The organism is Kitasatospora sp. NPDC056531 (assembly GCF_042794375.1).
GTDB lineage: Bacteria > Actinomycetota > Actinomycetes > Streptomycetales > Streptomycetaceae > Kitasatospora.
In genome coordinates this window covers 1-18,361 of record NZ_JBHTTU010000111.1, presented here as the reverse complement: position 1 = coordinate 18,361, position 18,361 = coordinate 1, and the positions used below count along the sequence as shown (strand labels likewise).

Below are 18,361 nucleotides of genomic sequence, written 5' to 3'. Positions count from 1 at the left end.
CGCCGAGGACGGCCGGGTGAACCTGAAGGTGGACTGGGCGCTGTGCGACGGGCACGGGCTGTGCGCCGACATCGCCCCGGAGCTGTTCACGCTCGACCGGTACGGCTTCCCGGTGGTCAACGAGGGCCCCGTACCGGTCTGGCTGACGCTGTCCGCCAGACGGGCGGTCAACCAGTGTCCGGCCCTGGCCCTGCGCTTCGCCGCGTCCGGCCGCCCCGCCGGGTCCAAGTGATCGGGGTGTTCCGCAGGCCGCCGAGTTCAGTCAGCCCCGTCCGGCGTGTCCGTCCGCACAGGGTGTTGGCTCATGGCGTGGGAGTGGAGCCAGGGGTCGCGCCAACGCGGGTGGCCGACGAGCAGCTCGTCCGCGCCGGCCGGCCCCCAGGATCCCGCCTTGTACGGCTCCACCGGGGGCGGGGCGTCCAGCAGCGGCTGGACGATGCGCCAGGTCTCCTCGACGCTGTCCTCCCGGGTGAAGAGGCTGGAATCCCCTTCCATGGCGTCGCCGAGCAGCCGCTCGTACGGCTCCGGTGCCTCTCCGAGCTCCTCGGAGAAGATCAGCGACAGGTCCACCGTCCGGGTTGCCTGGGCGCCGGGCTGTTTGGCCTGCACGATCAGGTCGATGCCCGGGTCGGGATCGATCCGCAGGATGAGCTCGTTCGGGTCGGGCGCGAACGTCGGCGCGAACGCGAGCCTGGGGGGCTGCTTGAAGACGGCCCGTATCTCGGTGACTCGCTCCGGGAGGGCCTTACCGGCCCGGATGAAGATCGGGACGCCCGACCAGCGCCAGTTGTCGATCTCCAACCGCAGCGCGGCGTAGGTTTCGGTCCGCGAGTCCGGGCTCACCCCCGGCACGTCCAGGTACCCGTCGTACTGGCCGCGGACGTAGTGCCTCGGGTCCGCCGACGGGACGGCCCGGAACACCTCCACCCGCTTGTCGCGCAGTCCGTCCGCGGAGGTGCTCGGCGGCTCGGCGGCGAACAGCCCGATGAGCTGGAGCAGGTGGTTCTGCACGACGTCGCGGAGCGCCCCGACAGGGTCGTAGAAGCTGCCCCGGTCCTCCACACCGAAGTCCTCGGCCATGGTGATCTGCACGCACTGGATCCGGTCGCGGTTCCACAGCGGCTCCCAGATGGAGTTGGCGAACCGGAGGAACAGGATGTCCAGGGACGGTTCCTTGCCGAGGAAGTGGTCGATGCGGAGGATCTGCCGCTCCTCCAGGAGCCCGCGCAGCTGGGCGTTCAGCGCCCGGGCCGACGCCAGGTCGTGGCCGAACGGCTTCTCCACGACGACCCGGGCCCGACCGGTGAGGTCGGCATCGGCCAGGCCCTCGACGACACGGCCGAACAGCGACGGCGGGATCTCCAGGTAGAAGACCGGAGTCCGCCGGGCTTCGATCGCCCGGGCGACGCGGTCATAGGTCCCCGGGTCCCCGAAATCGCCGGAGATCATCGACAGGCGCTCGGCGAACCGCTGGAACACGTCCTCGATGATGACCTCGCCGCTGTCCTCGATGGCCCGGCGTGCGTGATCCCGTAGGGTCGCGGCGGACCACTCCTGGCGGGCCACGCCGACGATCGGGCACCGGAGCAGCCGGCGGCGCTCCAGGCGGTACAGGGACCGGAAGGTCATCTTCCTGGCCAGATCCCCGGTGATGCCGAAGATCACCAGGACATCAGCGGCGGCGCTCGCTGGTGCAGTCATGGCACTCCTCGTCGTCGGCCTCGGCGGCGTCGGGGGCAAGGCAGGACGAACCGCTCCTGCGGCGCCCGGCCCCGATGTCGGCCGATCCTCCTTCAGTGGTGCTCAAGCCAGTGGTGCTCAAGGCGTAAGGCCCTCGATCGCCACGGGGAGGTGGCGCGGGCCGCGCAGTACGGCGTTGGTGCGGTAGGGCGGCGGATCCTCCAGCAGCCGGGAGAACTTGACCCGGCGGAACAGTTCGGGCAGGGCGAGCTGTGCTTCGATGCGGGCGAGCGGCGCACCGAAGCAGTAGTGGATGCCGGTGTAGAAACCCAGGTGTTGGTTGTCCTTGCGGTCGGGATCGAACCGGTCGGGGTCCTTGAAGCGTCTGGGGTCGCGGTTGGCCGCGGCCAGCATGAGCCAGACCGGCGAGCCCTGGGGGATCGTGGTGCCGGCGATGCCGATGTCGGCCAGGGCGGTGGTCCACGTGACGAACTGGACCGGGGGCTCGTACCGCAGCACTTCCTCGATGAGCGGGACGACCAGGTCCGGGTCCTTCTGGAACCGCTTGAGGACGTCCGGGTGGCGCAGCAGAGTGAGGGTGGTGTTGGTGATCAGGTTGACGGTGGTCTCGTGGCCGGCGACCAGAAGCAGCACCGCGGTGGCCTCCAGGTCCGCCGGTGTCATGCTGCCTCCGGGACCGGTTTCGGGGGCGAGCGCGCTGAGCATCCCGGGGCCGGGGTGGCGGCGTTTGGTCTCGATCAGGTCGGACAGGTAAGCGCCCAGGTCCTGGCGCGCCTGTTCTGCCTTTCCCCGGCCTCCGTCGCCGCCGGGGTGGGGATCGAGTTCGGACGTCAGGGCGTCGGCCCAGCCGTGGAAGCGCTGTTCGTCCTCGCGCGGCACGCCCAGGACCTTGCAGATGGCCGTGACGGGGAGGGGGTAGGAGAAGTCCTCGACGATGTCGACCTGGTCCTTGCCGTCGAAGGCGTCGAGCAACTCGGTGACGACCTTGGCCAGTTCTCCGCGTAGGCCGTCGAGGAACCTGGGGCTGTGCGGAGGGCCGAACGGCCGGTTGACGGTGTCGCGCAACCGGTCGTGTACGGGCGGGTCCGTGAAGATGAAGCCGGGCGGCAGGCCGCTCTCCTCCGCCGGTTGCCCGATGCGGGCGTAGCCGGCCGGACGGTTGCTCGTGTCGTTGCTCAGCCGCGGGTCGTTGGCCAGGCTCCGCACCTCGTAGTAGGTGCTGACCAGGTAGGTGCCGTCGTCCTCCCGCCTGACCGGTGTCTTGCGCAGTTCCGCGTAGAGCGGGTACGGATCGGCTCGATTGGCGTAGTCGGCGATCTGCGCGGAGATGCTACCGAGCGTCATGGTGTCTCCTGAGGCTCCGGGCGGCACAGGGCCGGTGATCAGGCGTGCGACGGAACGAACTCGACACGCCGCTCGCTTGGTGAGTGGCCCGTCAGCGTGACGGTGGGCCCGTGGGTGGGCAGGTGGGGGTCGGGGAACGCCGGGTCGACCGGCTGCGGTGCAACGGCGCGGCGGTCGACCACGCGGTACTCCGGCGGGAACGGCGCGGCGGCCTCGATCTGCTGCTGGTAGAACCCCAGCCACTTGGCTCCGTCGAAGGACGCCGCGGCGATGACACGGCCGCGGTAGCCGTACACCGCGACGAACCGCTCCTCGGCGAGCGCCCCCTGGGTGACGAGCAGTTGGTCGCCCAGCGAGGGCACACCCACGGACTTGATGTTCACGCCGAACTGGGAGGACCAGAACATCGGCAGCCACAGGTGGGGACGGCGCTCGGGGCCCGCACAGATCATGTTGTGGGCGGCGGTCTCGGCCTGTTCGACCGCGTTGCCCCAGTGCTCCAGCGACAGGAACTGGTAGTCGAACAGCGGGTGCGGGCTGCGTGCGACGTCACCGGCCGCGTAGATGTCGTCGGTGACGATGCCGTTGACGTCGAAGACCCGGCACCCGGCGTCGCACGCGATTCCCCGGGGGCCCGCGGCCACTCCGGAGCCGGCGAGCCAATCGGTGTTCCGGATGGCTCCGAGCGAGACGACCGCCACCTCCACCTCGATCGCCGAGTCGTCGGACAGGTGGGCGCGTCTGAGCCGTCCGGCGTAGTCGCCCTCCAGGGCGGTGACGCTGATGCCGCAGCGCAGATCGACTCCCTTCCTGCGCTGCAGCCGGTCCGCGACCGCGCCGACCACCCCGCCCAGTGCGCCCACCAGCGGTGCGGGGCCGCGTTCGGCGACCGTGACTTCGAGGCCCAACTCCCGGCAGGCGGAGGCGACTTCGGAGCCCGTGAAACCGGCGCCGATCACCAGCACCCGGGACACGCCACCGGCCAGACGCCGGTACAGGCGCGCGGAGTCGTCACGCGTACGGAGCACGAACACCCCGTCCAGCGCGGCCTCTTCCGGGTGGAACCAGGGCCGCGCTCTGGTCCCGGTGGTGATCAGCAGGCGGTCGTAGGGAACGGTGTCGCCGTTCGCCAGGCGTACCCGCTTGGTGCCCCGGTCCAAGCCCTCGGCGGCGACGCCCAGACGCCATTCGGCATCGATCTCGCGCCGCCGCGGCAGTGCGGTGTCCTCGGCCCGCGCCCGCCCGAGCAGCGCCTGCTTGGACAGTGGTGGTCGGTCGTAGGGCTCGTACGGCTCATCACTGATCAGAGTCAACGATCCGGTGAAACCCTCTTCCCGCAAGGTCTCCGCCGCACGCAGACCGGCCAGCGAAGCACCGACGACGACGATGCGACCTTCCCGCCGCAGGACCGCGGCGTCCGTGTCAGCCGACATGGGGCTCCACACCCTTCGTCGGCTCGTCCGAGTAGTCGGCAAGGATGGCCTGGACCGGGCAGGCGGCAGCCGCCTGCTCCACCCGGTCGCGCTGTGCCTCGTCGAAACGAGGGGAGAACAGCAGCGCCTCATCGCCGTGCAGGGCGAAGACGTCCGGGGCGAGGAAGACGCACTGCGCGAACCCCTGGCACCGGTTGAGATCGACGACAAGCCTCATCTGGAACCCGCTCCCCGCACGGGGCCGCGGTGGCCGAGCCCCGCAGCCGTCCGCGCTCGGTCCGTGTGGTCGGTAGTAGGCATGCCTCACACTCAGGATCGATCCTCCGCAGAGGTCTCGCAAGGCGAGGGCGGTGCCGGGCGGGCCGGGCGCCCACGGCACCTCTCGATCGCGCCCGTCCCCAATTCCCGGCCATCGCAGTTCCCTTGATCGCACCATCCGCAGGCGGTCCGGGCGCGGAGGCTCAGGCGTACCGCTGGCCCGCCGCAGCCGGAGCGTCCTGCTCACCCTCTGGAGGCCCGCCGGCCAGGGAGCCGTCTCCCGCCCGTGCGCCGGTGGTCGTACGCGCCGTGCGCATCGGGTTCACGGACACACCGTCCGTCCGAGCAGTGGCAGTTCGGGGGTGTGCCGGCGCTGCTCGGACGGACGGTGCGGCTTGTGGTGGCTCAGGAAGCGAGGAGCCGGTCGAGCCAGTCGGAGGTGGTGAGGTCGACGAGGTGCGTGCCGTCGGCGACGGCGGTGGGGGTGCCGAAGCGGGGGTTGCGGGCGCCGGGCTGTTGCAGTGCGGGGTCGGCGGAGACGCGGGTGAGCTCCTGGCGGAGCTGGGCGTCGTAGGTGCCGGCGGAGACACAGGAGTCGAAGGTCTGGCCGGTGATGCCGAGACGGTGGCCGAGGTCCGTCAGCTGGGAGCGGTCGTAGCCCCGGCGGCCCTCCTCGGGCTGGTCGGCGAAGAGGCTGGTGTGGAAGGGCAGGAACTTGCCCGCGCCGGCGGCGTCCAGGGAGTAGCCGGCGGGGTTGGAGAAGTCCACCAGGAGCGGGACCATGTGGTAGCGGACCTGGAGCTTGCCGGACTCCGTGGCCTGCTCGATGGCGGTGCCGAGGGTCTTGTGCAGACGGCCGCACTGCGGGCAGAGGAAGTCCGCGTAGAGGTCGAGGGTGTGGGGTGCGCTGCCGCCGGAGAGCACGGTCATGCCGTCCCGGGTGCCGTAGTAGGCGGCGCGGATGTGGCCGGTGTCCTGGGCGGGGACGACGTGCTCGGCCGCCGAGCGGTCGCTGGCCCGGGTGGCCAGGGCGATGCCGCCGGCCAGGGCGGCCGCCACGCGGCTGCCAACTGGCCGGCCCCGCCTGTCCGTTCGGACACCTTCGCGCCCCGGAGCCCCCGGCGACGCCACGGCAGCCGGGGGCTTCGATGTTCGCCGAGATGAAGGAGGGCGTCGCCGCACTGTGGCTGGCGGCACCCGCTGCTGCGCCCCGCGACGGTGGCCGCCGTGGTGCGGAACCTGGGCAACGCCGCGGCCTCGACGGTGTCGTTGCTCTTCGCCTATCGGACCCTCGGACTCCCGCCCGGGACCGTCGGGGTGCCCTTCACGCTGGTGGGCCTCGGCGGGGTCGGCGGCGCGTGGATGGCGGACAGGCTGCTGGCCCGCTTCGGACTGGGGAGGACCCTGATCGCCGCCTGTGCCTCCGGGGCCGTGTGGGCCGCGGCCCCGCTGGCCCTGTGGCTGCCGATCGTTCCGACCCTGGTGGTGGTCGGGGCGTCGGCCTCGGTGTGGGTACCGGTGTGGAATGCCACGATCACCACCTTGCGGCAGTCGGTGACCAGGGCGGATCTGCCGGGTGCATGCGACGTCACGGACCATCAACTTCTGTGCGATGCCGTTGGGAGCCCTGCTGGGCGGGCTGGCCGCCGACGTCCTGGGTGGCGCCATGGGCCCGGAGACCGGCACCGGGTGGGCGCTCGTGCTGGCCGGGCTGGCGTCGGCGGCCTCGACGGCCGTGCTGCTCCGCTCCGAACTGCGCTCGGTGCGGGAGATCCCGGGTGCGGCGAGCGGGACGGCGGCGGCCGCGTAGATGACGGAGGGAACGTCCCGCGCCCGGCGCGGGACGTTCCCTCCGTGGTCGGCTCAGCTCTTCTTGACGGTGATCGCGTAGGTGACGGCCGTTCCCACCGCGAGCAGCAGTGCGGCGGCGGCGACCAGGACGCTCGTGGAGCCCAGCACGTCCGCCGAGTTCGACGCGTGCTGGAGGTCGGTCAGCATGACGTTGACCGGGGACACGTTCTTGCCGAGCATGACGGCCAGCAGGAGTACCAGGGCGACGACGAGCGCGTAGCCCTGCCGCCGGAACACCAGCCGGGAGCAGACCAGCCCGATGGCCATGCCGGTGAAGGCGCTGATGAGCTGGGACTCCGTACCGAGGACCAGGTCGGCGGGGCCGACCGTGTGTGTCCCGAACAGCAGCGGCAGCGCCAGACCGGCCACCGTCAGCAGCAGGCACCAGACGGCGGCGGTCGCGACCGATCCGAGCAGGACCCTCAGGTGGCTGCCCGCGCTGACGACCACGATCGAGCGGTGCGGCGGGTCCTCCAGGCCGATCAGCGCCATGGTGAGCCAGGCGGAGCACAGCAGCATGGAGCCGGCCACCGCGGAGTAGGTGGCGGCGAGCGGACCGGTGTCGCTGCTGGTCAGCACGGCGGCCAGGCCGACGAACAGGAGCAGCGGCGCGAGGTAGCGCTGGGAGAGCAGCAGAACCGTGAACATGTAGCGGACCAGGGAGATCACAGGGCGACACTCCTGGCGTCGGTCCGGGAGCCGTGGTCGTGCGCGGCCCTGGCCACTGCGTCCACCGACCAGAGGTGCTGCAGCGCCGTCATCAGTACGGTGTCCGAGTGCTCCCGGGTCACCCGCAGGACGATGCCCCGGCCCCGGCGGGCGGCGTCCACCACGCCCGGGAGCGAGTACCAGTCCAGCTCGGCCGGAACGGCGCCGGTGGCCGGCGGGGTCAGGACCAGCTCCACCATCGGGGCGGGGCCGCCGGCCTGCGGGGTGCCCCGCCAGGTGACCTTGCCGTCGGTGATGGCGTAGGCGCCGTCGGCGTGCGTCCCGGTGATCGCCTCGCGGTGGTCGGTGAAGACCACCGCGCCGCCGTGGGCGGCCACTTCGTCGATGAACTCGCCCAGGACGCCGTGGGCCGAGGCGTCCAGGCCCGACCAGGGCTCGTCGAGGACGAGCAGGTCGGGCCGGACGAGCAGGGCCTGGGCCAGTGCGACCTTCTGCGCGTTGCCCTTGGAGAGCGTGCGCAGCGACGCGGTCGGGCCGCCGACGAGGGCCAGTCGCTCCAGCAGGTCGCCTCCCCGGGCGCGGGCGGCGGAGGTCGACATGCCTCGGATGCGCCCCATGTGGGTGAGGTAGGAGATCGCCGAGATGCGTTCGTGCGCCGTGAAACGGTCCGGTACGTACCCGATGGTCGGCGGTCGGGCCGAGACCGTGCCGGACGTGGGCTGCGACAGCCCGACCAGGATCTTCAGCAGGGTCGACTTCCCGGAACCGTTGGTGCCCACCACCGCGACCACGTCGCCGGCGGAGACCTTCATGTCCACATCGCTGAGGATCCACCGGCCTGCACCGTAGCGCTTGCAGACGGCTTCACAGTGTAACAATTCAACTCCCGACTGTAATCACCGCGCCCGCGCTACTACAGTCAGGCATCGAGTCGGCGCCCCTGTCAACATGACACACGCCGAGGTCGGCGAAAAGGATCGCAAGTCTGTTCAACCCTTCTTTCAGGTGTGTGCCGGAGAGTGAACTGCAGGGCAGTCGGAGCTGGTTCCGCCCCTCCTTTCCTTCGCAGAAATGCGACCTCGGCGTCCACGGCACGCCGAACTCCTGGCCGGACCGTTCGAGCAATTCGTCGTCGACGGTGAACGGCACATTGACGACGACGAAAAAACCGCCGTGCGGAGTGTTCCAGGAAACGTCCGGGCACCGCTGGAACCGTGAATTCAGACCGCGCAGAATGTGCGCCAGGTTGCGCTGGTAGATCTGCCGGTCGCCGGAGGTCGCCCGGGCCAGGCTGAAGTCGTTCTCCAGCAGGGCGCCGCCGATGACGGCCTGCGAGATCGGCGAGGTGTTCACGGTGACCATGTTCTTGATCCGCGAGAGCTGGTCGGCGAATCCGCCGACCTGCCCACGTGCGTCCCGCACCCGCTGATCGGCCACCAGGTGGCCGACCCTGGCGCCGGGGAGCAGGTCTTCGCGAACGACCCGAGGGGCGCTCGTCGGCACGCCCGGGCCCGGGTTCCCCAAGACTTCCCCCCGATCCTGTGCCCGTTCCGTACAGATCCGGTGGGTTGTGCGCACGCCCCTCCACTCCGCGGTTCTCCCCCGTAGGAGGCGGCGGAACTGCCGCTATGCTGACCGGCGATCTTCGGACGGTATGACGGGGAATCGGGGGGAGCAGCATGGGTAGCGACGGCGCCGGGACGGGGTTCGGTGCGCATCCGGACAAGCTCGGGGACGCGGGTGACGGGCTGATCGCGGCGGGGCAGGACGTCCGCTCGGTCAAGGACGCGCTGGGCAAGTTGAACATGTCGGACCCGGCGGTGCTCGGAGAGTACGCGGGTGACGGGGCCAAGGCCTTCTGGTCGGCCTGGCAGGACGAGCTCGGGGTGAACCTCGACGCGCTGACCGACCTCGGGGGCAAGGTGCACACCACCGTGGCCAACTACGCCAAGACGGACAGCGGCGTCGCGCAGCAGTACCAGAAGCCGGGGGCCTGACCGTGCCCGACCACGACCTCAATCCGCTCGGCCTCGACCTGGGCACCCAGCGGCAGCAGGCCGAGAGGCTGAAGAAGACCATCGACGATTCGCACGGCATGTGGGGCGCGGGCGATCTCAAGTACGCGGTCCACGACGCCCTGCAGCTGTCCGCCCCCAAGGGCGACTCCGGCAAGGTCGGCGACCTCGCCGCGGCCTACTACAAGGCGGTCGGCCAGCTGGACCAGATCCAGATCAAGGTGGCACAGGTCAGCTCCCAGCACCTGCCCGACGCCTGGACCGGGCAGGTCGGCGAGAAGGCCGCCGAGGTGGTCAAGGCCTCCGCCGACGACCTGGGGCGCTGCCGCGACGCGATGGAGAAGGGACGGCAGCAGCTCAGCACGCTGGCCACCGCGCTGAGCGAGGCGCAGACCCTGCACGGGCAGGGGGCCGCTCCGTTGGGCGAGGCGCTGAAGCTGCTGCACGACATCACCGTCGCCGGCGCGCCGGACCCGATCAACTGGGACGACGACAAGATGCACAGCGCCCACGCCAAGGCGAAGGAGGGCATCAAGTCGATCTACGACGCCGCGGTGAAGGCCGAGAACGCGGGCCGCGCCGCCGCCCGCGAGCTGAACGCGCTGGCGGACAAGGCGCTGGCCGGCAAGTTCAAGAACAAGGGGCTCGGCGCGGAGGACAAGCTGGTCCTGGTCGACGCGTCCGTCGGCGGCAACGCGGGGGACGGCACCATCCTGACCGAGGCCAACGCGGTCCGGGCCGCCCAGCTGATGGACCAGATGAGCGACGCCGACCGGGCCCGGTTCGACCAGCTGCTGGCCGGCAGCAAGTCCCCGGAGGAGCGCGCCTACCTGATGAAGGCGTTGGCCGCCGGGCACAGTTACGACGAGATCAAGGCCTTCGACGACCAGATCCACGGTCACGCGGACGATCCCGGTTGGCTGGCGGCGCGGATCTCCCCGGTCCAGCTGGACTCGGCCACGCCCGGCCAGAACGGGACCGGCTACGGGGGAGTGGCGTGGGACCAGGGGCAGCACAACACCTGCGTGGCCGCCTCGACGGTGACCGCCCGGGCGATGGTCGACCCGCTGTTCGCCTTCCAGCTCACCACCGGGGGGCACCCCGGCGATCCGGCGTACGACAACGGGCAGGCCGCCAAGGACCGCTGGGACAAGGAGACGAACCGCGTCTACGACTCCCGGTCCTGGATGCACCTGGGGGCGGACGGGATGTGGGACTGGGAGTCCAAGGACATCGCCAACTCCGAGATCGGTGACCACACCGGGGCCGGCTACAAGAACGTGGACCTGGGGGACGCGGACCAGCGCAAGGACGTACTGGCCCAGGTCGAGTCGTCGGTGGATCAGGGCAAGCCGGTGCCGATCTCGGTCAAGAACGACGACTTCATCCCGGACGGCCATCAGATGATGATCATCGCGCACCGGGGCGACCAGCTGGAGATCTACAACCCCTGGGGCTACACCGTCTGGGTCAGCGAGGACGACTTCATCCACAACCACTTGGGGGGCGCCACCCAGGGGGACGAGCTCCCCATCGCCGACAGCGTCCGCATGCCCAAGTGAGGCTTGATAGTTGAGCACCAACCACCAACCCCTGAGCGACGACCGGCTGGCCGAGATGGACATCGAGGTCCTGCTGCGCTTCGGCCTGCCGGCCCCCGGTGTGGTCCGCTCCGTGCTGTTCGGCGACGGCGCGGTCGCCGCCGCGATCACCGCCGACCGGCTCGGCGTGCTGCCGCGCGCCGTGGTCTTCCTCGGAGAGGTGGTCCGCTCCGGCGGCACCGGCTTCGCGGCCGAACTGCCCGAACCTCTGCCGGGCCCGGCGGCCGCGGTGGCCCGGGGCTGGCTGGCAGCGGCCGCCACGGTCGTGACGGACCCGGCGGGGGACCAGCTGGTCGCCCGCTGGCTCGACGCCGTCGCCGCCGTACTGGCACTGCGCGTAACCAACCGGGAGTCGAACTCGTGAAGAAGAAGTGGCAGCGGATCCTCCTCGTCGCGGTCGTCCTACTGGTCGTCGCGGGCGCGGCGGGCGCGGTGGTGATCGACCGGATGACCACCGGCAAGCTCGACCACGGCACGGTGTTCACCGCGGCCTCGGGTGAACTCCGCGTCAAGCCGGGGCAGTTGTTCTCGGTCGAGGTGAGCGCCCACCGGGTGCGGGGCGACGTCTGGACCGAGACCGACCCGACCCCCGACCCCGCGGTGGTGCAGACCGTCGGCGACGAGTACGTCCGCAGCGTCGGTCTGGCGAACCTGGGCGGTGCGATCGGCTCGGACTCCGGCGGCCACTACTACTTCGTCTTCCGTGCCGCCCAGAACCCCGGCCGGACCGCCGTCACCCTCCACGTGGACTACCGCGACCACGCGGGCATGACGTTCTCCGGCGGTCCGGAGCAGACCAGGCGTCAGTTCACCGTCAACGTCGGCTGAGTCGTCACCGGTTGGGGGTGGGCCTGGGCCCACCCCCAACCGGGGGCTCAGCCGTATTCTGCGGCCCGCCCGCCCTTCCTAGTGTTGATCACGAGCCGCCCGGAGCCCGGGCGGCCGTGGGAGACGCGGGGAGGACCAGGTGCGGGGCAAGGTGCGGGGAGCGGTGCACGGGGGGCGGGAGCCCCGGCCGGCGACGGACGGCAGCGCCCCGGCGCTGCGGCTGGCCGGCCTGCGCAAGCGGTTCGGCGCGCACACCGCCGTGGACGGCGTCGACCTGGTCGTGCCGAGCGGATCGTTCTACGGGCTGGTCGGCCCCAACGGCGCCGGCAAGACCACCGTCCTGTCGATGGCCGTCGGCCTGCTGCGGCCGGACGCCGGGAGCTCGGAGATCTTCGGGGTCGACGTGTGGAGCGACCCGGTGCGCGCCAAGGCCCTGGTCGGGGTGCTGCCGGACGGCATGATGCTGCCCGAGCGGCTGACCGGCCGTGAACTGCTGCAGTACCTGGGCCGGTTGCGCGGCCTGCCAGCCGCCACCGTGGACGCCCGGGCCGAGGAGCTGCTGGCCGTCCTGGAACTGGACGAGGCCGAGCACACTCCGGTGATCGACTACTCCACCGGGATGCGCAAGAAGATCGGCCTGGCCACCGCCCTGCTGCACGCCCCCCGACTGCTGGTGCTGGACGAGCCCTTCGAGGCCGTCGACCCGGTGTCCGCCGCGACCATCCGGGTCATCCTCCAGCGCTTCACCGCCTCCGGCGGCTCGGTGGTGCTCTCCAGCCACGTGATGGCCCTGGTCGAGCAGCTCTGCGACCACGTCGGCGTGATCGCCGCCGGCCGGGTGCCGGCGGCCGGCCCGGTCGACGTGGTTCGCGCCGGGCGGGGCCTGGAGGACGTCTTCGTCGAGCTGGTCGGCGCCCGTACCGGCGGGAAGGAGGGACTGTCGTGGTTGGCGTCCTGACCGGGATGAAGCTGGCCGTCCTGCGACGGTCGATGTCCGGCCCCCGGGCCGCGAGCCTGATCGCCGGGGGCGTGTGCGGCGTCCTGGCGGCGGTCGGCACGGCGCTGCTGGGCCTGGTGGACTTCCCCGCCCCCGAGGCCGGGGTCGGCACGATCGCCCTGGTGCTGCTGGTCTGGACCGTAGGCTGGGCGGTCGGTCCGACTCTCACCGGCGGCGACCCGACCCTGCGGCTCTCCTACTTCGCCCTGGTGCCGCAGCGCCCGAGCAGGCTCGCCCTCGGGCTGCTGGGCGCCTCGTTCGTGGGCATCACCCCGGTGGTCAGCCTGATCGCCTTCACGGTGCTGATCGTCTTCGGCGCCGGGCTGGGGCTGCTGCCCGCCCTGGTCGCCGCCCCCGCCGCGCTGCTCCAGCTGCTGTTCGTGGTGGTGCTCGCCAAGCTGAGCCTGCAGGGCCTCGGTAGTGTCGCCCGCTCGCGGCTCGGCTGGGAGCTGTCCGCACTGCTGGTCGGCCTGGTCTGCGGCTTCCTCAACACCGGTTGGTTCGGCATCGGCTTCTTCGTCAAGCTGCTCGGCGGCCACTGGGCCGCCACCGTCGGCACGGTCGTGCGCGCGCTGCCCTCCGGCTGGGCGGTGGTCGCCGTGGACGCCGCCCGGCGCTCCGACTGGGCCCTGGCCGGCGCCTGCCTCGGCGGACTGCTCGCCCTCTGCGCGCTGCTCTTCGCCGCCTGGACCGCCCTGCTCTCCCGGCAGCTGGTGCGCGGCACGGCCGGCGGCGGCCGGGCCACCGCCCGCCGGGGCGCCCGGCTGCGGGCCCTCCCGGACAGCCCCGGGGGCGCCGTCCTCGGCAAGGAGCTGCGCCTGTGGGCGCGCGACCCGCGCCGCGCCCGCTTCCTGCGGATCGCGCTGTGGACCGCTCTGTTCACCGGCCTGCTCCCGCTGCTCGGCGGATTCCCCACCGTGCTGCCGTGGGCGGGTGTCGTCCTCGCGCTGTACGCCGGCGCGCTCAGCTGCAGCCTGTACGGCCTGGACGCCGGCGCGCTCTGGCTGACCCTGGTCGTCCCCGGCGCCGAGCGGATCGACGTCCGGGCCCGGCAGCTGGCCTGGCTGCTGGTGGTCGGCCCGGCCGCCCTGCTGCTCACCGTGGCCGCGACCCTCGCCGTCCCCAACGGCTGGGCCTGGCCCTGGCTGCTCGCCACCCTGCCCGCCGTCCTCGGCGCCGGGGCGGGCCTGGCGCCGCTGATGTCCCTGCTCGGCCCGGCTCCGTTCCCCGACCGGCCCGGCGGCAACCCGCTGGACGGCTTCAGCGACGAGAACGGCGACCAGGTCCGGATGCAGAGCCTGGCCGTGCTGCTGCTCCAGCTGTTCGCCGCGCTGCCGGCGGCCGGCGTCGTGCTGGCCGGCACCCTGCTGCACAACGCGCCGCTGCGCTGGGCGGGGGTGGCGGTCGGCCTGGGCACCGGGCTGCTGTACGCCTGGTGGATGGGCCGGGAGGCCCGGCGCCGACTGGAGACCCGCGGGCCGGAGCTGCTCGACGTGATGCGCAAGGGCGTGCGGCGGGTGACGGAGACGGCCCGGTCGCAGGAGGAGCAGGACCTGCTGGACGGCCTCTCCCGCCGCCGCACGACGACCGCCGGACTGCTGGTGACGGCCGGTGTGCTGAGCACGGCCCCGCAGGGCGGGGTGGCGATGGGGATGACACTGCTCGCGCCGACGAACCGGAGCTGGTTCCTGGCCCTGTACCTGCCCTCGGACTGGCAGCTGCCGGTGGAGGCGGGCTTCATCCTGCTGGGTGCGGCCTGTTTCCACGGGGTGTACCGGCTGATCCGCGCCGAGCACGCGGCCGCCGAGGACACCGCCGGAACACACGCCGCCGCCGCGGGCCGGCTGCCATCATGATCATCCGAACCCGAGACGCCGGAGGACCAGTGACCACCCCGCAGATCCGAGCCGCCCAGGCGCTGCGCGCGGCCGCGCGGGCGCTCGGGCGCCTCGCCGTCCTGGCCCTGCTGATCCCCGCCGGGGCCGTGCTCTGCGTGCTGTACCTGGCGTCCTTCCTTCTCTGGGGCTGCCTCGGGATGTTCCCGCTCTTCCCGCCCGCCACCAAGGCGGTCCGCGCCGCCGCCGGTGCCGCACGCTGGGCGTCCGGCCACTGGTCGCAGGTGCCCGTACCGGTGCCGTACCAGCCGCAGCCCGCGCTGGAACGCACCCTGCACGGCTGGTTCTGGACCGGCCACGACTACCACAAGAGCCGCTGGTTCGCGGGCATGGCACGGACCCTCCGCTGGCTCTGGAACGACCCGGCGACCTGGCGCGACGCCCTCTGGGTGATCTCCGACCCGCTGGTCGGCGGGGCCGTCGCCGCCACGCCCGTCCTGCTGGTCGCCGCCGGCCTGTACGGGCTCGGCCAGCCGCTGGTGCCGTACGACCTGCCGCTCGGCGGCCTGCTCGCCGCCCTCCTCGGCCCGGTCCTGATCGCCGGCGGCCTCGCCCTCGCCCGGCCCGCGCTGCGCCTGCACGGCCTCTGGACCCGCTCCGTGCTCGGCCCCACCGAACGCACCCGGCTGGCCCAGCGGGTCGAGCAGCTCACCGAGATCCGGCTCGACGCCACCGAGGCCCAGGCCGCCGAACTGCGCCGAATAGAGCGGGACTTGCACGACGGCGCCCAGGCCCGACTGGTTGCGGTGAGCCTGCGGTTGGGTGCGGTGGCGGCGTTGATCGACCGCGACCCGGAGAGCGCCAAGCGGGTGGTGACGGACGCCCAGGAGAACGTCACCCAGGCCCTGCAGGAGCTGCGCGACCTGGTCCGCGGCATCCACCCGCCGGTGCTCGCCGAACGCGGACTGGCCGAGGGCGTACGGGCGTTGGCGTTGGACGTGCCGCTGAAGGTCGAGGTCCGGACCGAACTGCCGGGCCGGGCCGAGGCCCCGGTGGAGTCGGCGGTCTACTTCGCCGTCAGCGAGGCGCTCACCAACGCCGTCAAGCACGGCGAGGCCCGCCACGCCACGGTGGAACTCGCGCACGCCGCAGGGCTGTTGCGGGCCGAGGTGACCGACGACGGTCAGGGCGGGGCCGACCCCGGCAAGGGCAGTGGCCTGCGGGGCATCCAGCGCAGGCTGGCGGTCTTCGACGGTACGCTCACGGTGACCAGCCCCCCGGGGGGCCCGACCAGGCTGATCATGGAGCTACCGTGCGCGTTGTCCTCGCCGAGGACCTCATCCTCCTGAGGGACGGACTGGAACTGCTGCTGCGTGCCCACGGGCACGACATCGTCGCAGCGGTGGAGAGCGGTCCCGAACTGGCCGCCGCCCTCGCCGAACACCGTCCGGACATCGCCGTGGTCGACGTCCGACTGCCCCCGACCCACACCGACGAGGGTCTCCAGGTCGCGCTGGCAGCCCGCCGCGAACAGCCCGGCCTGCCGGTCCTGGTCCTCTCCCAGCACGTCGAACAGCTCTACGCCCGCGAACTGGTCGCCGACGGCAACGGCGGCGTCGGCTACCTCCTCAAGGACCGCGTCTCCAAGGCCGACCAGTTCGTCGACGCCGTCCACACCGTCGCCGCCGGCGGCACGGTCATGGACCCCCAGGTCATCACCCGCCTCCTCGCCCGCAACGCCTACGACGAGCCGCTCGCCATGCTCACCGCGCGGGAGCGGGACGTCCTGGCGATGATGGCCGAGGGTCGCTCCAACGCGGCGATCGCCCAGCGCCTGCACTTCAGCGAGGGCGCGGTCAGCAAGCACACCTCCAACATCTTCGCGAAGCTGGGGCTCGGGGCGTCGGACGACGACAACCGGAGGGTGCTGGCGGTGCTGGCGTACCTGAACGGGACGCGTGCGGCCTGAGGGTGGGGGAGGGATGACAGCGAACAGATGGCAGATTTCGAAATCTGTCATCCGTCATCCGTCATCTGTTGCCGGGCCTGGGCGGGCGGGCGTCCGTCGGTACGATCCATGCATGGGTGGTGCTGAGGAAGAGGCCTGGGACACCGACGCGGCCGAGCGGGCGGTGGCCGTGCTGAAGGCGGTGGCCGATCCGTCGCGGTACCGGCTGCTGTGGGCGTTGAGCCGTCGCGAGCTGCCGGTCAGCGAGCTGGCCGAACTGCTGGGCGCCCATGTCGCGGCCACCTCGCAGCACCTGGCGAAGCTGCGGGCGGCGGGCCTGGTGGTGGCCCGCCGGGAGGGCACCCGGATCTTCTACCGCGCCACCGAGGTGCGCGGCCTGCTCACCGAGGCCGCCGTGATCGCCAACGACCTGCCGGCCCGCGGCGGCGACGGCGGGGGCGACGGCGGTGCGGCCCCGGCCGCCGCGCCGGCCGAGCAGCCCTTCGCCCGCGCCGTCCGGGCGGTCCGCCGCCGCCCCGCGACCTGACAGCGCACTACGACCTGACAGAGCCCTACTGGGACTGCTCCTCGCCGTCCCCGTCGCGGATGGCCTGGGCGCGGCGGAACAACGCGTCGGTCTCCTCGGCGAGCACCCCGCCCAGTAGCAGCTGCGGGCGGTAGAAGGACTTGGCGGCGTCGGCCACGGCGGTGGCGGACAGGTCGATCTGGTCCAGACCGGTGCGACGCAGTCCTTCGATCGACGTCCCCCACACGACCCGCCCGATCCCGGCCCACGCGCACCCGCTCATGCACATGGGGCACGGCTCCGCCGTCGTGTACAGGGTCGTGCCCTCCCAGCCGGGGCTTCCCAGAGGCTGCGCGTACTCGTCGATGGTGACGATCTCGCCGTGGGGGGGGGGGGTTTTCGGTGACACGGGACACCCCCACCCCACCCCACCCCCCCCCCCACCCCCCACCCCCACCCCCACCCCCACGACCAAGGCGGTGATCCGTTGGCATCCACGGTGAAGGACACGGGCAGCGGTCCGAGAACGGGCGCCGGCCACGGCGCCATGCACAAGTCCATCGGCCTGCTCGACGGCGCGGTGATCGCCGCCTCCAGTACGGCCGCCACCAGCAGCATCGGCATCGGCCTGGGCCTGATGGCGGGGGTGGTCGGCCTCCACCTGCCCGCGATCATGCTGCTGGCCTTCCTCCCGGTGCTCGCCATCGCGGGCGGCTACGGGCGGCTGAACGCCGTCGAGCCCGACGCCGGCAGCAGCTACCGCTGGGTGGGCCGGACCCTCAGCCCCTGGCTGGGCTTCCTCACCGGCTGGGTGAACACCGTCGGCACGGTGGTCTTCATGGCCTACACCACCACCGTCACCGGCTCGGCGGTCATCCAACTCCTGGACGAAGCGCACCTGCGCAGCATCGCCGGCCTGCGCCTGGACGCCGACTCGACCGTCCAGTGCACCCTGCTCGGCCTCGTCGTCCTGATCGGCGCCGCACTCGTCGCGGTGCGCGGGCTCGACCTCGCCGCCCGGCTGCAGAAGGCGCTGTTGGTCTTCGAGTACCTGGTGCTGCTCGGCTTCTGCGGGTACGGGCTCTTCGCGGGCGACCAACCGTTCTCCCTCCAGTGGTACAACCCCTTCGACATCCCCTCCTTCGGCGCGGTGGCCCAGGGCATGGTGCTGGCGGTGTTCTGCTACTGGGGCTTCGAGTCGGTGTTCAGCGTCGGCGAGGAGGTGCGCGACCCGCGCGACGCCTCCCGGGGCGGCTTCCTCGCCCTGGTGGTGATGATGCTGCTCTTCCTGCTGGCCGGCACCGCCTTCCAACGGGTCCTCCCGCTCGACGAGTTGGCCGACAACGGCGCGCACG

The 18,361-nt window shown here is 72.1% G+C and carries 22 protein-coding genes and 1 pseudogene; 12 read left to right on the top strand and 11 right to left on the bottom strand.

Features of this window, described 5'->3' with window-relative positions; all coding sequences use genetic code 11:
* Window positions 1-232: ferredoxin (locus ACFQ87_RS39905; RefSeq protein ID WP_380615856.1), on the top strand; the 232-nt coding region annotated here is incomplete at its 5' end.
* A 26-nt stretch (window positions 233-258) separates the two neighbouring features.
* Here ACFQ87_RS39905 and zwf read toward each other — a convergent pair.
* The 6 genes from zwf to ACFQ87_RS39875 all read right to left on the bottom strand — a co-directional run bounded on the left by zwf (window position 259) and on the right by ACFQ87_RS39875 (window position 5,795).
* Entirely contained in the window at window positions 259-1,701 is a 1,443-nt protein-coding gene (gene zwf / locus ACFQ87_RS39900) for a glucose-6-phosphate dehydrogenase (RefSeq protein ID WP_380615855.1), read from the bottom strand.
* Window positions 1,673-1,807, bottom strand: coding sequence for a hypothetical protein (locus ACFQ87_RS39895; protein WP_380615854.1), 135 nt, complete (start codon window positions 1,805-1,807; stop codon window positions 1,673-1,675). The genes zwf and ACFQ87_RS39895 overlap by 29 nt, the downstream gene beginning before the upstream one ends.
* An 11-nt stretch (window positions 1,808-1,818) precedes the next feature.
* On the bottom strand, window positions 1,819-3,045 hold the full coding sequence (locus ACFQ87_RS39890; RefSeq protein WP_380615853.1) for a cytochrome P450: 1,227 nt from the start codon (window positions 3,043-3,045) through the stop codon (window positions 1,819-1,821).
* A gap of 38 nt (window positions 3,046-3,083) precedes the next feature.
* Window positions 3,084-4,478, bottom strand: a complete 1,395-nt coding sequence (locus tag ACFQ87_RS39885) for an NAD(P)/FAD-dependent oxidoreductase (RefSeq protein WP_380615852.1) — start codon at window positions 4,476-4,478, stop codon at window positions 3,084-3,086.
* Window positions 4,468-4,695, bottom strand: a complete 228-nt coding sequence (locus ACFQ87_RS39880; RefSeq protein WP_380615851.1) for a ferredoxin — start codon at window positions 4,693-4,695, stop codon at window positions 4,468-4,470. The genes ACFQ87_RS39885 and ACFQ87_RS39880 overlap by 11 nt, the downstream gene beginning before the upstream one ends.
* Window positions 4,696-5,141: 446 nt before the next feature.
* Complete coding sequence (locus ACFQ87_RS39875) at window positions 5,142-5,795, bottom strand: DsbA family protein (protein ID WP_380615850.1); 654 nt, start codon at window positions 5,793-5,795, stop codon at window positions 5,142-5,144.
* Between the two features lie 553 nt (window positions 5,796-6,348).
* Here ACFQ87_RS39875 and ACFQ87_RS39870 point away from each other — a divergent pair.
* Window positions 6,349-6,546 carry a hypothetical protein gene (locus ACFQ87_RS39870; RefSeq protein ID WP_380615849.1) on the top strand — a complete coding sequence of 66 codons (198 nt, stop codon included), beginning with the start codon at window positions 6,349-6,351 and terminating at the stop codon, window positions 6,544-6,546.
* A 53-nt stretch (window positions 6,547-6,599) separates the two neighbouring features.
* Here ACFQ87_RS39870 and ACFQ87_RS39865 read toward each other — a convergent pair whose 3' ends face one another.
* The 3 genes from ACFQ87_RS39865 to ACFQ87_RS39855 form a co-directional block, all read right to left on the bottom strand.
* Window positions 6,600-7,256, bottom strand: a complete 657-nt coding sequence (locus ACFQ87_RS39865) for a hypothetical protein (protein WP_380615848.1) — start codon at window positions 7,254-7,256, stop codon at window positions 6,600-6,602.
* Window positions 7,253-8,074: an ATP-binding cassette domain-containing protein gene (locus ACFQ87_RS39860; RefSeq protein WP_380615847.1), complete on the bottom strand. Its 822-nt coding sequence runs from the start codon at window positions 8,072-8,074 to the stop codon at window positions 7,253-7,255. The genes ACFQ87_RS39865 and ACFQ87_RS39860 overlap by 4 nt, the downstream gene beginning before the upstream one ends.
* A gap of 61 nt (window positions 8,075-8,135) precedes the next feature.
* Entirely contained in the window at window positions 8,136-8,693 is a 558-nt protein-coding gene (locus ACFQ87_RS39855) for a hypothetical protein (protein ID WP_380615846.1), read from the bottom strand.
* Between the two features lie 242 nt (window positions 8,694-8,935).
* Between ACFQ87_RS39855 and ACFQ87_RS39850 the strand changes: the two genes are divergently transcribed.
* The 9 genes from ACFQ87_RS39850 (at window position 8,936) to ACFQ87_RS39810 (ending at window position 17,027) form a co-directional block, all read left to right on the top strand.
* A complete protein-coding gene (locus ACFQ87_RS39850; RefSeq protein WP_380615845.1) occupies window positions 8,936-9,253 on the top strand; it encodes a hypothetical protein in 318 nt (105 codons plus the stop codon).
* A gap of 2 nt (window positions 9,254-9,255) precedes the next feature.
* Window positions 9,256-10,833 carry a hypothetical protein gene (locus ACFQ87_RS39845; protein ID WP_380615844.1) on the top strand — a complete coding sequence of 526 codons (1,578 nt, stop codon included), beginning with the start codon at window positions 9,256-9,258 and terminating at the stop codon, window positions 10,831-10,833.
* Between the two features lie 10 nt (window positions 10,834-10,843).
* The gene (locus tag ACFQ87_RS39840) at window positions 10,844-11,236 is read left to right on the top strand and encodes a hypothetical protein (protein ID WP_380615843.1); all 393 of its coding nucleotides are present in this window, start codon (window positions 10,844-10,846) and stop codon (window positions 11,234-11,236) included.
* Window positions 11,233-11,700, top strand: coding sequence for a protease inhibitor I42 family protein (locus ACFQ87_RS39835; protein WP_380615842.1), 468 nt, complete (start codon window positions 11,233-11,235; stop codon window positions 11,698-11,700). The genes ACFQ87_RS39840 and ACFQ87_RS39835 overlap by 4 nt, the downstream gene beginning before the upstream one ends.
* 151 nt (window positions 11,701-11,851) lie before the next feature.
* On the top strand, window positions 11,852-12,658 hold the full coding sequence (locus tag ACFQ87_RS39830; protein ID WP_380615858.1) for an ABC transporter ATP-binding protein: 807 nt from the start codon (window positions 11,852-11,854) through the stop codon (window positions 12,656-12,658).
* Window positions 12,643-14,553 carry a hypothetical protein gene (locus ACFQ87_RS39825; RefSeq protein ID WP_380615841.1) on the top strand — a complete coding sequence of 637 codons (1,911 nt, stop codon included), beginning with the start codon at window positions 12,643-12,645 and terminating at the stop codon, window positions 14,551-14,553. The genes ACFQ87_RS39830 and ACFQ87_RS39825 overlap by 16 nt, the downstream gene beginning before the upstream one ends.
* Window positions 14,554-14,582: 29 nt before the next feature.
* The gene (locus ACFQ87_RS39820; RefSeq protein WP_380615840.1) at window positions 14,583-15,881 is read left to right on the top strand and encodes a sensor histidine kinase; all 1,299 of its coding nucleotides are present in this window, start codon (window positions 14,583-14,585) and stop codon (window positions 15,879-15,881) included.
* Complete coding sequence (locus ACFQ87_RS39815; RefSeq protein ID WP_380615839.1) at window positions 15,845-16,501, top strand: LuxR C-terminal-related transcriptional regulator; 657 nt, start codon at window positions 15,845-15,847, stop codon at window positions 16,499-16,501. The genes ACFQ87_RS39820 and ACFQ87_RS39815 overlap by 37 nt, the downstream gene beginning before the upstream one ends.
* A 112-nt stretch (window positions 16,502-16,613) precedes the next feature.
* Entirely contained in the window at window positions 16,614-17,027 is a 414-nt protein-coding gene (locus tag ACFQ87_RS39810) for an ArsR/SmtB family transcription factor (protein ID WP_380615838.1), read from the top strand.
* A 25-nt stretch (window positions 17,028-17,052) separates the two neighbouring features.
* Here the strand turns inward: ACFQ87_RS39810 and ACFQ87_RS39805 are convergent, their stop codons facing one another.
* Both ACFQ87_RS39805 and ACFQ87_RS39800 read right to left on the bottom strand, forming a co-directional pair.
* On the bottom strand, window positions 17,053-17,295 hold the full coding sequence (locus ACFQ87_RS39805; protein ID WP_380615859.1) for a hypothetical protein: 243 nt from the start codon (window positions 17,293-17,295) through the stop codon (window positions 17,053-17,055).
* Between the two features lie 9 nt (window positions 17,296-17,304).
* Window positions 17,305-17,415 (bottom strand): annotated as a pseudogene (locus ACFQ87_RS39800) (hypothetical protein); the annotation flags it as partial.
* 138 nt (window positions 17,416-17,553) lie between these two features.
* On the opposite strand from ACFQ87_RS39800, the gene ACFQ87_RS39795 reads away from it, so the two are divergent.
* On the top strand, window positions 17,554-18,361 hold an 808-nt coding region (locus tag ACFQ87_RS39795), incomplete at its 3' end, for an APC family permease (protein ID WP_380615857.1).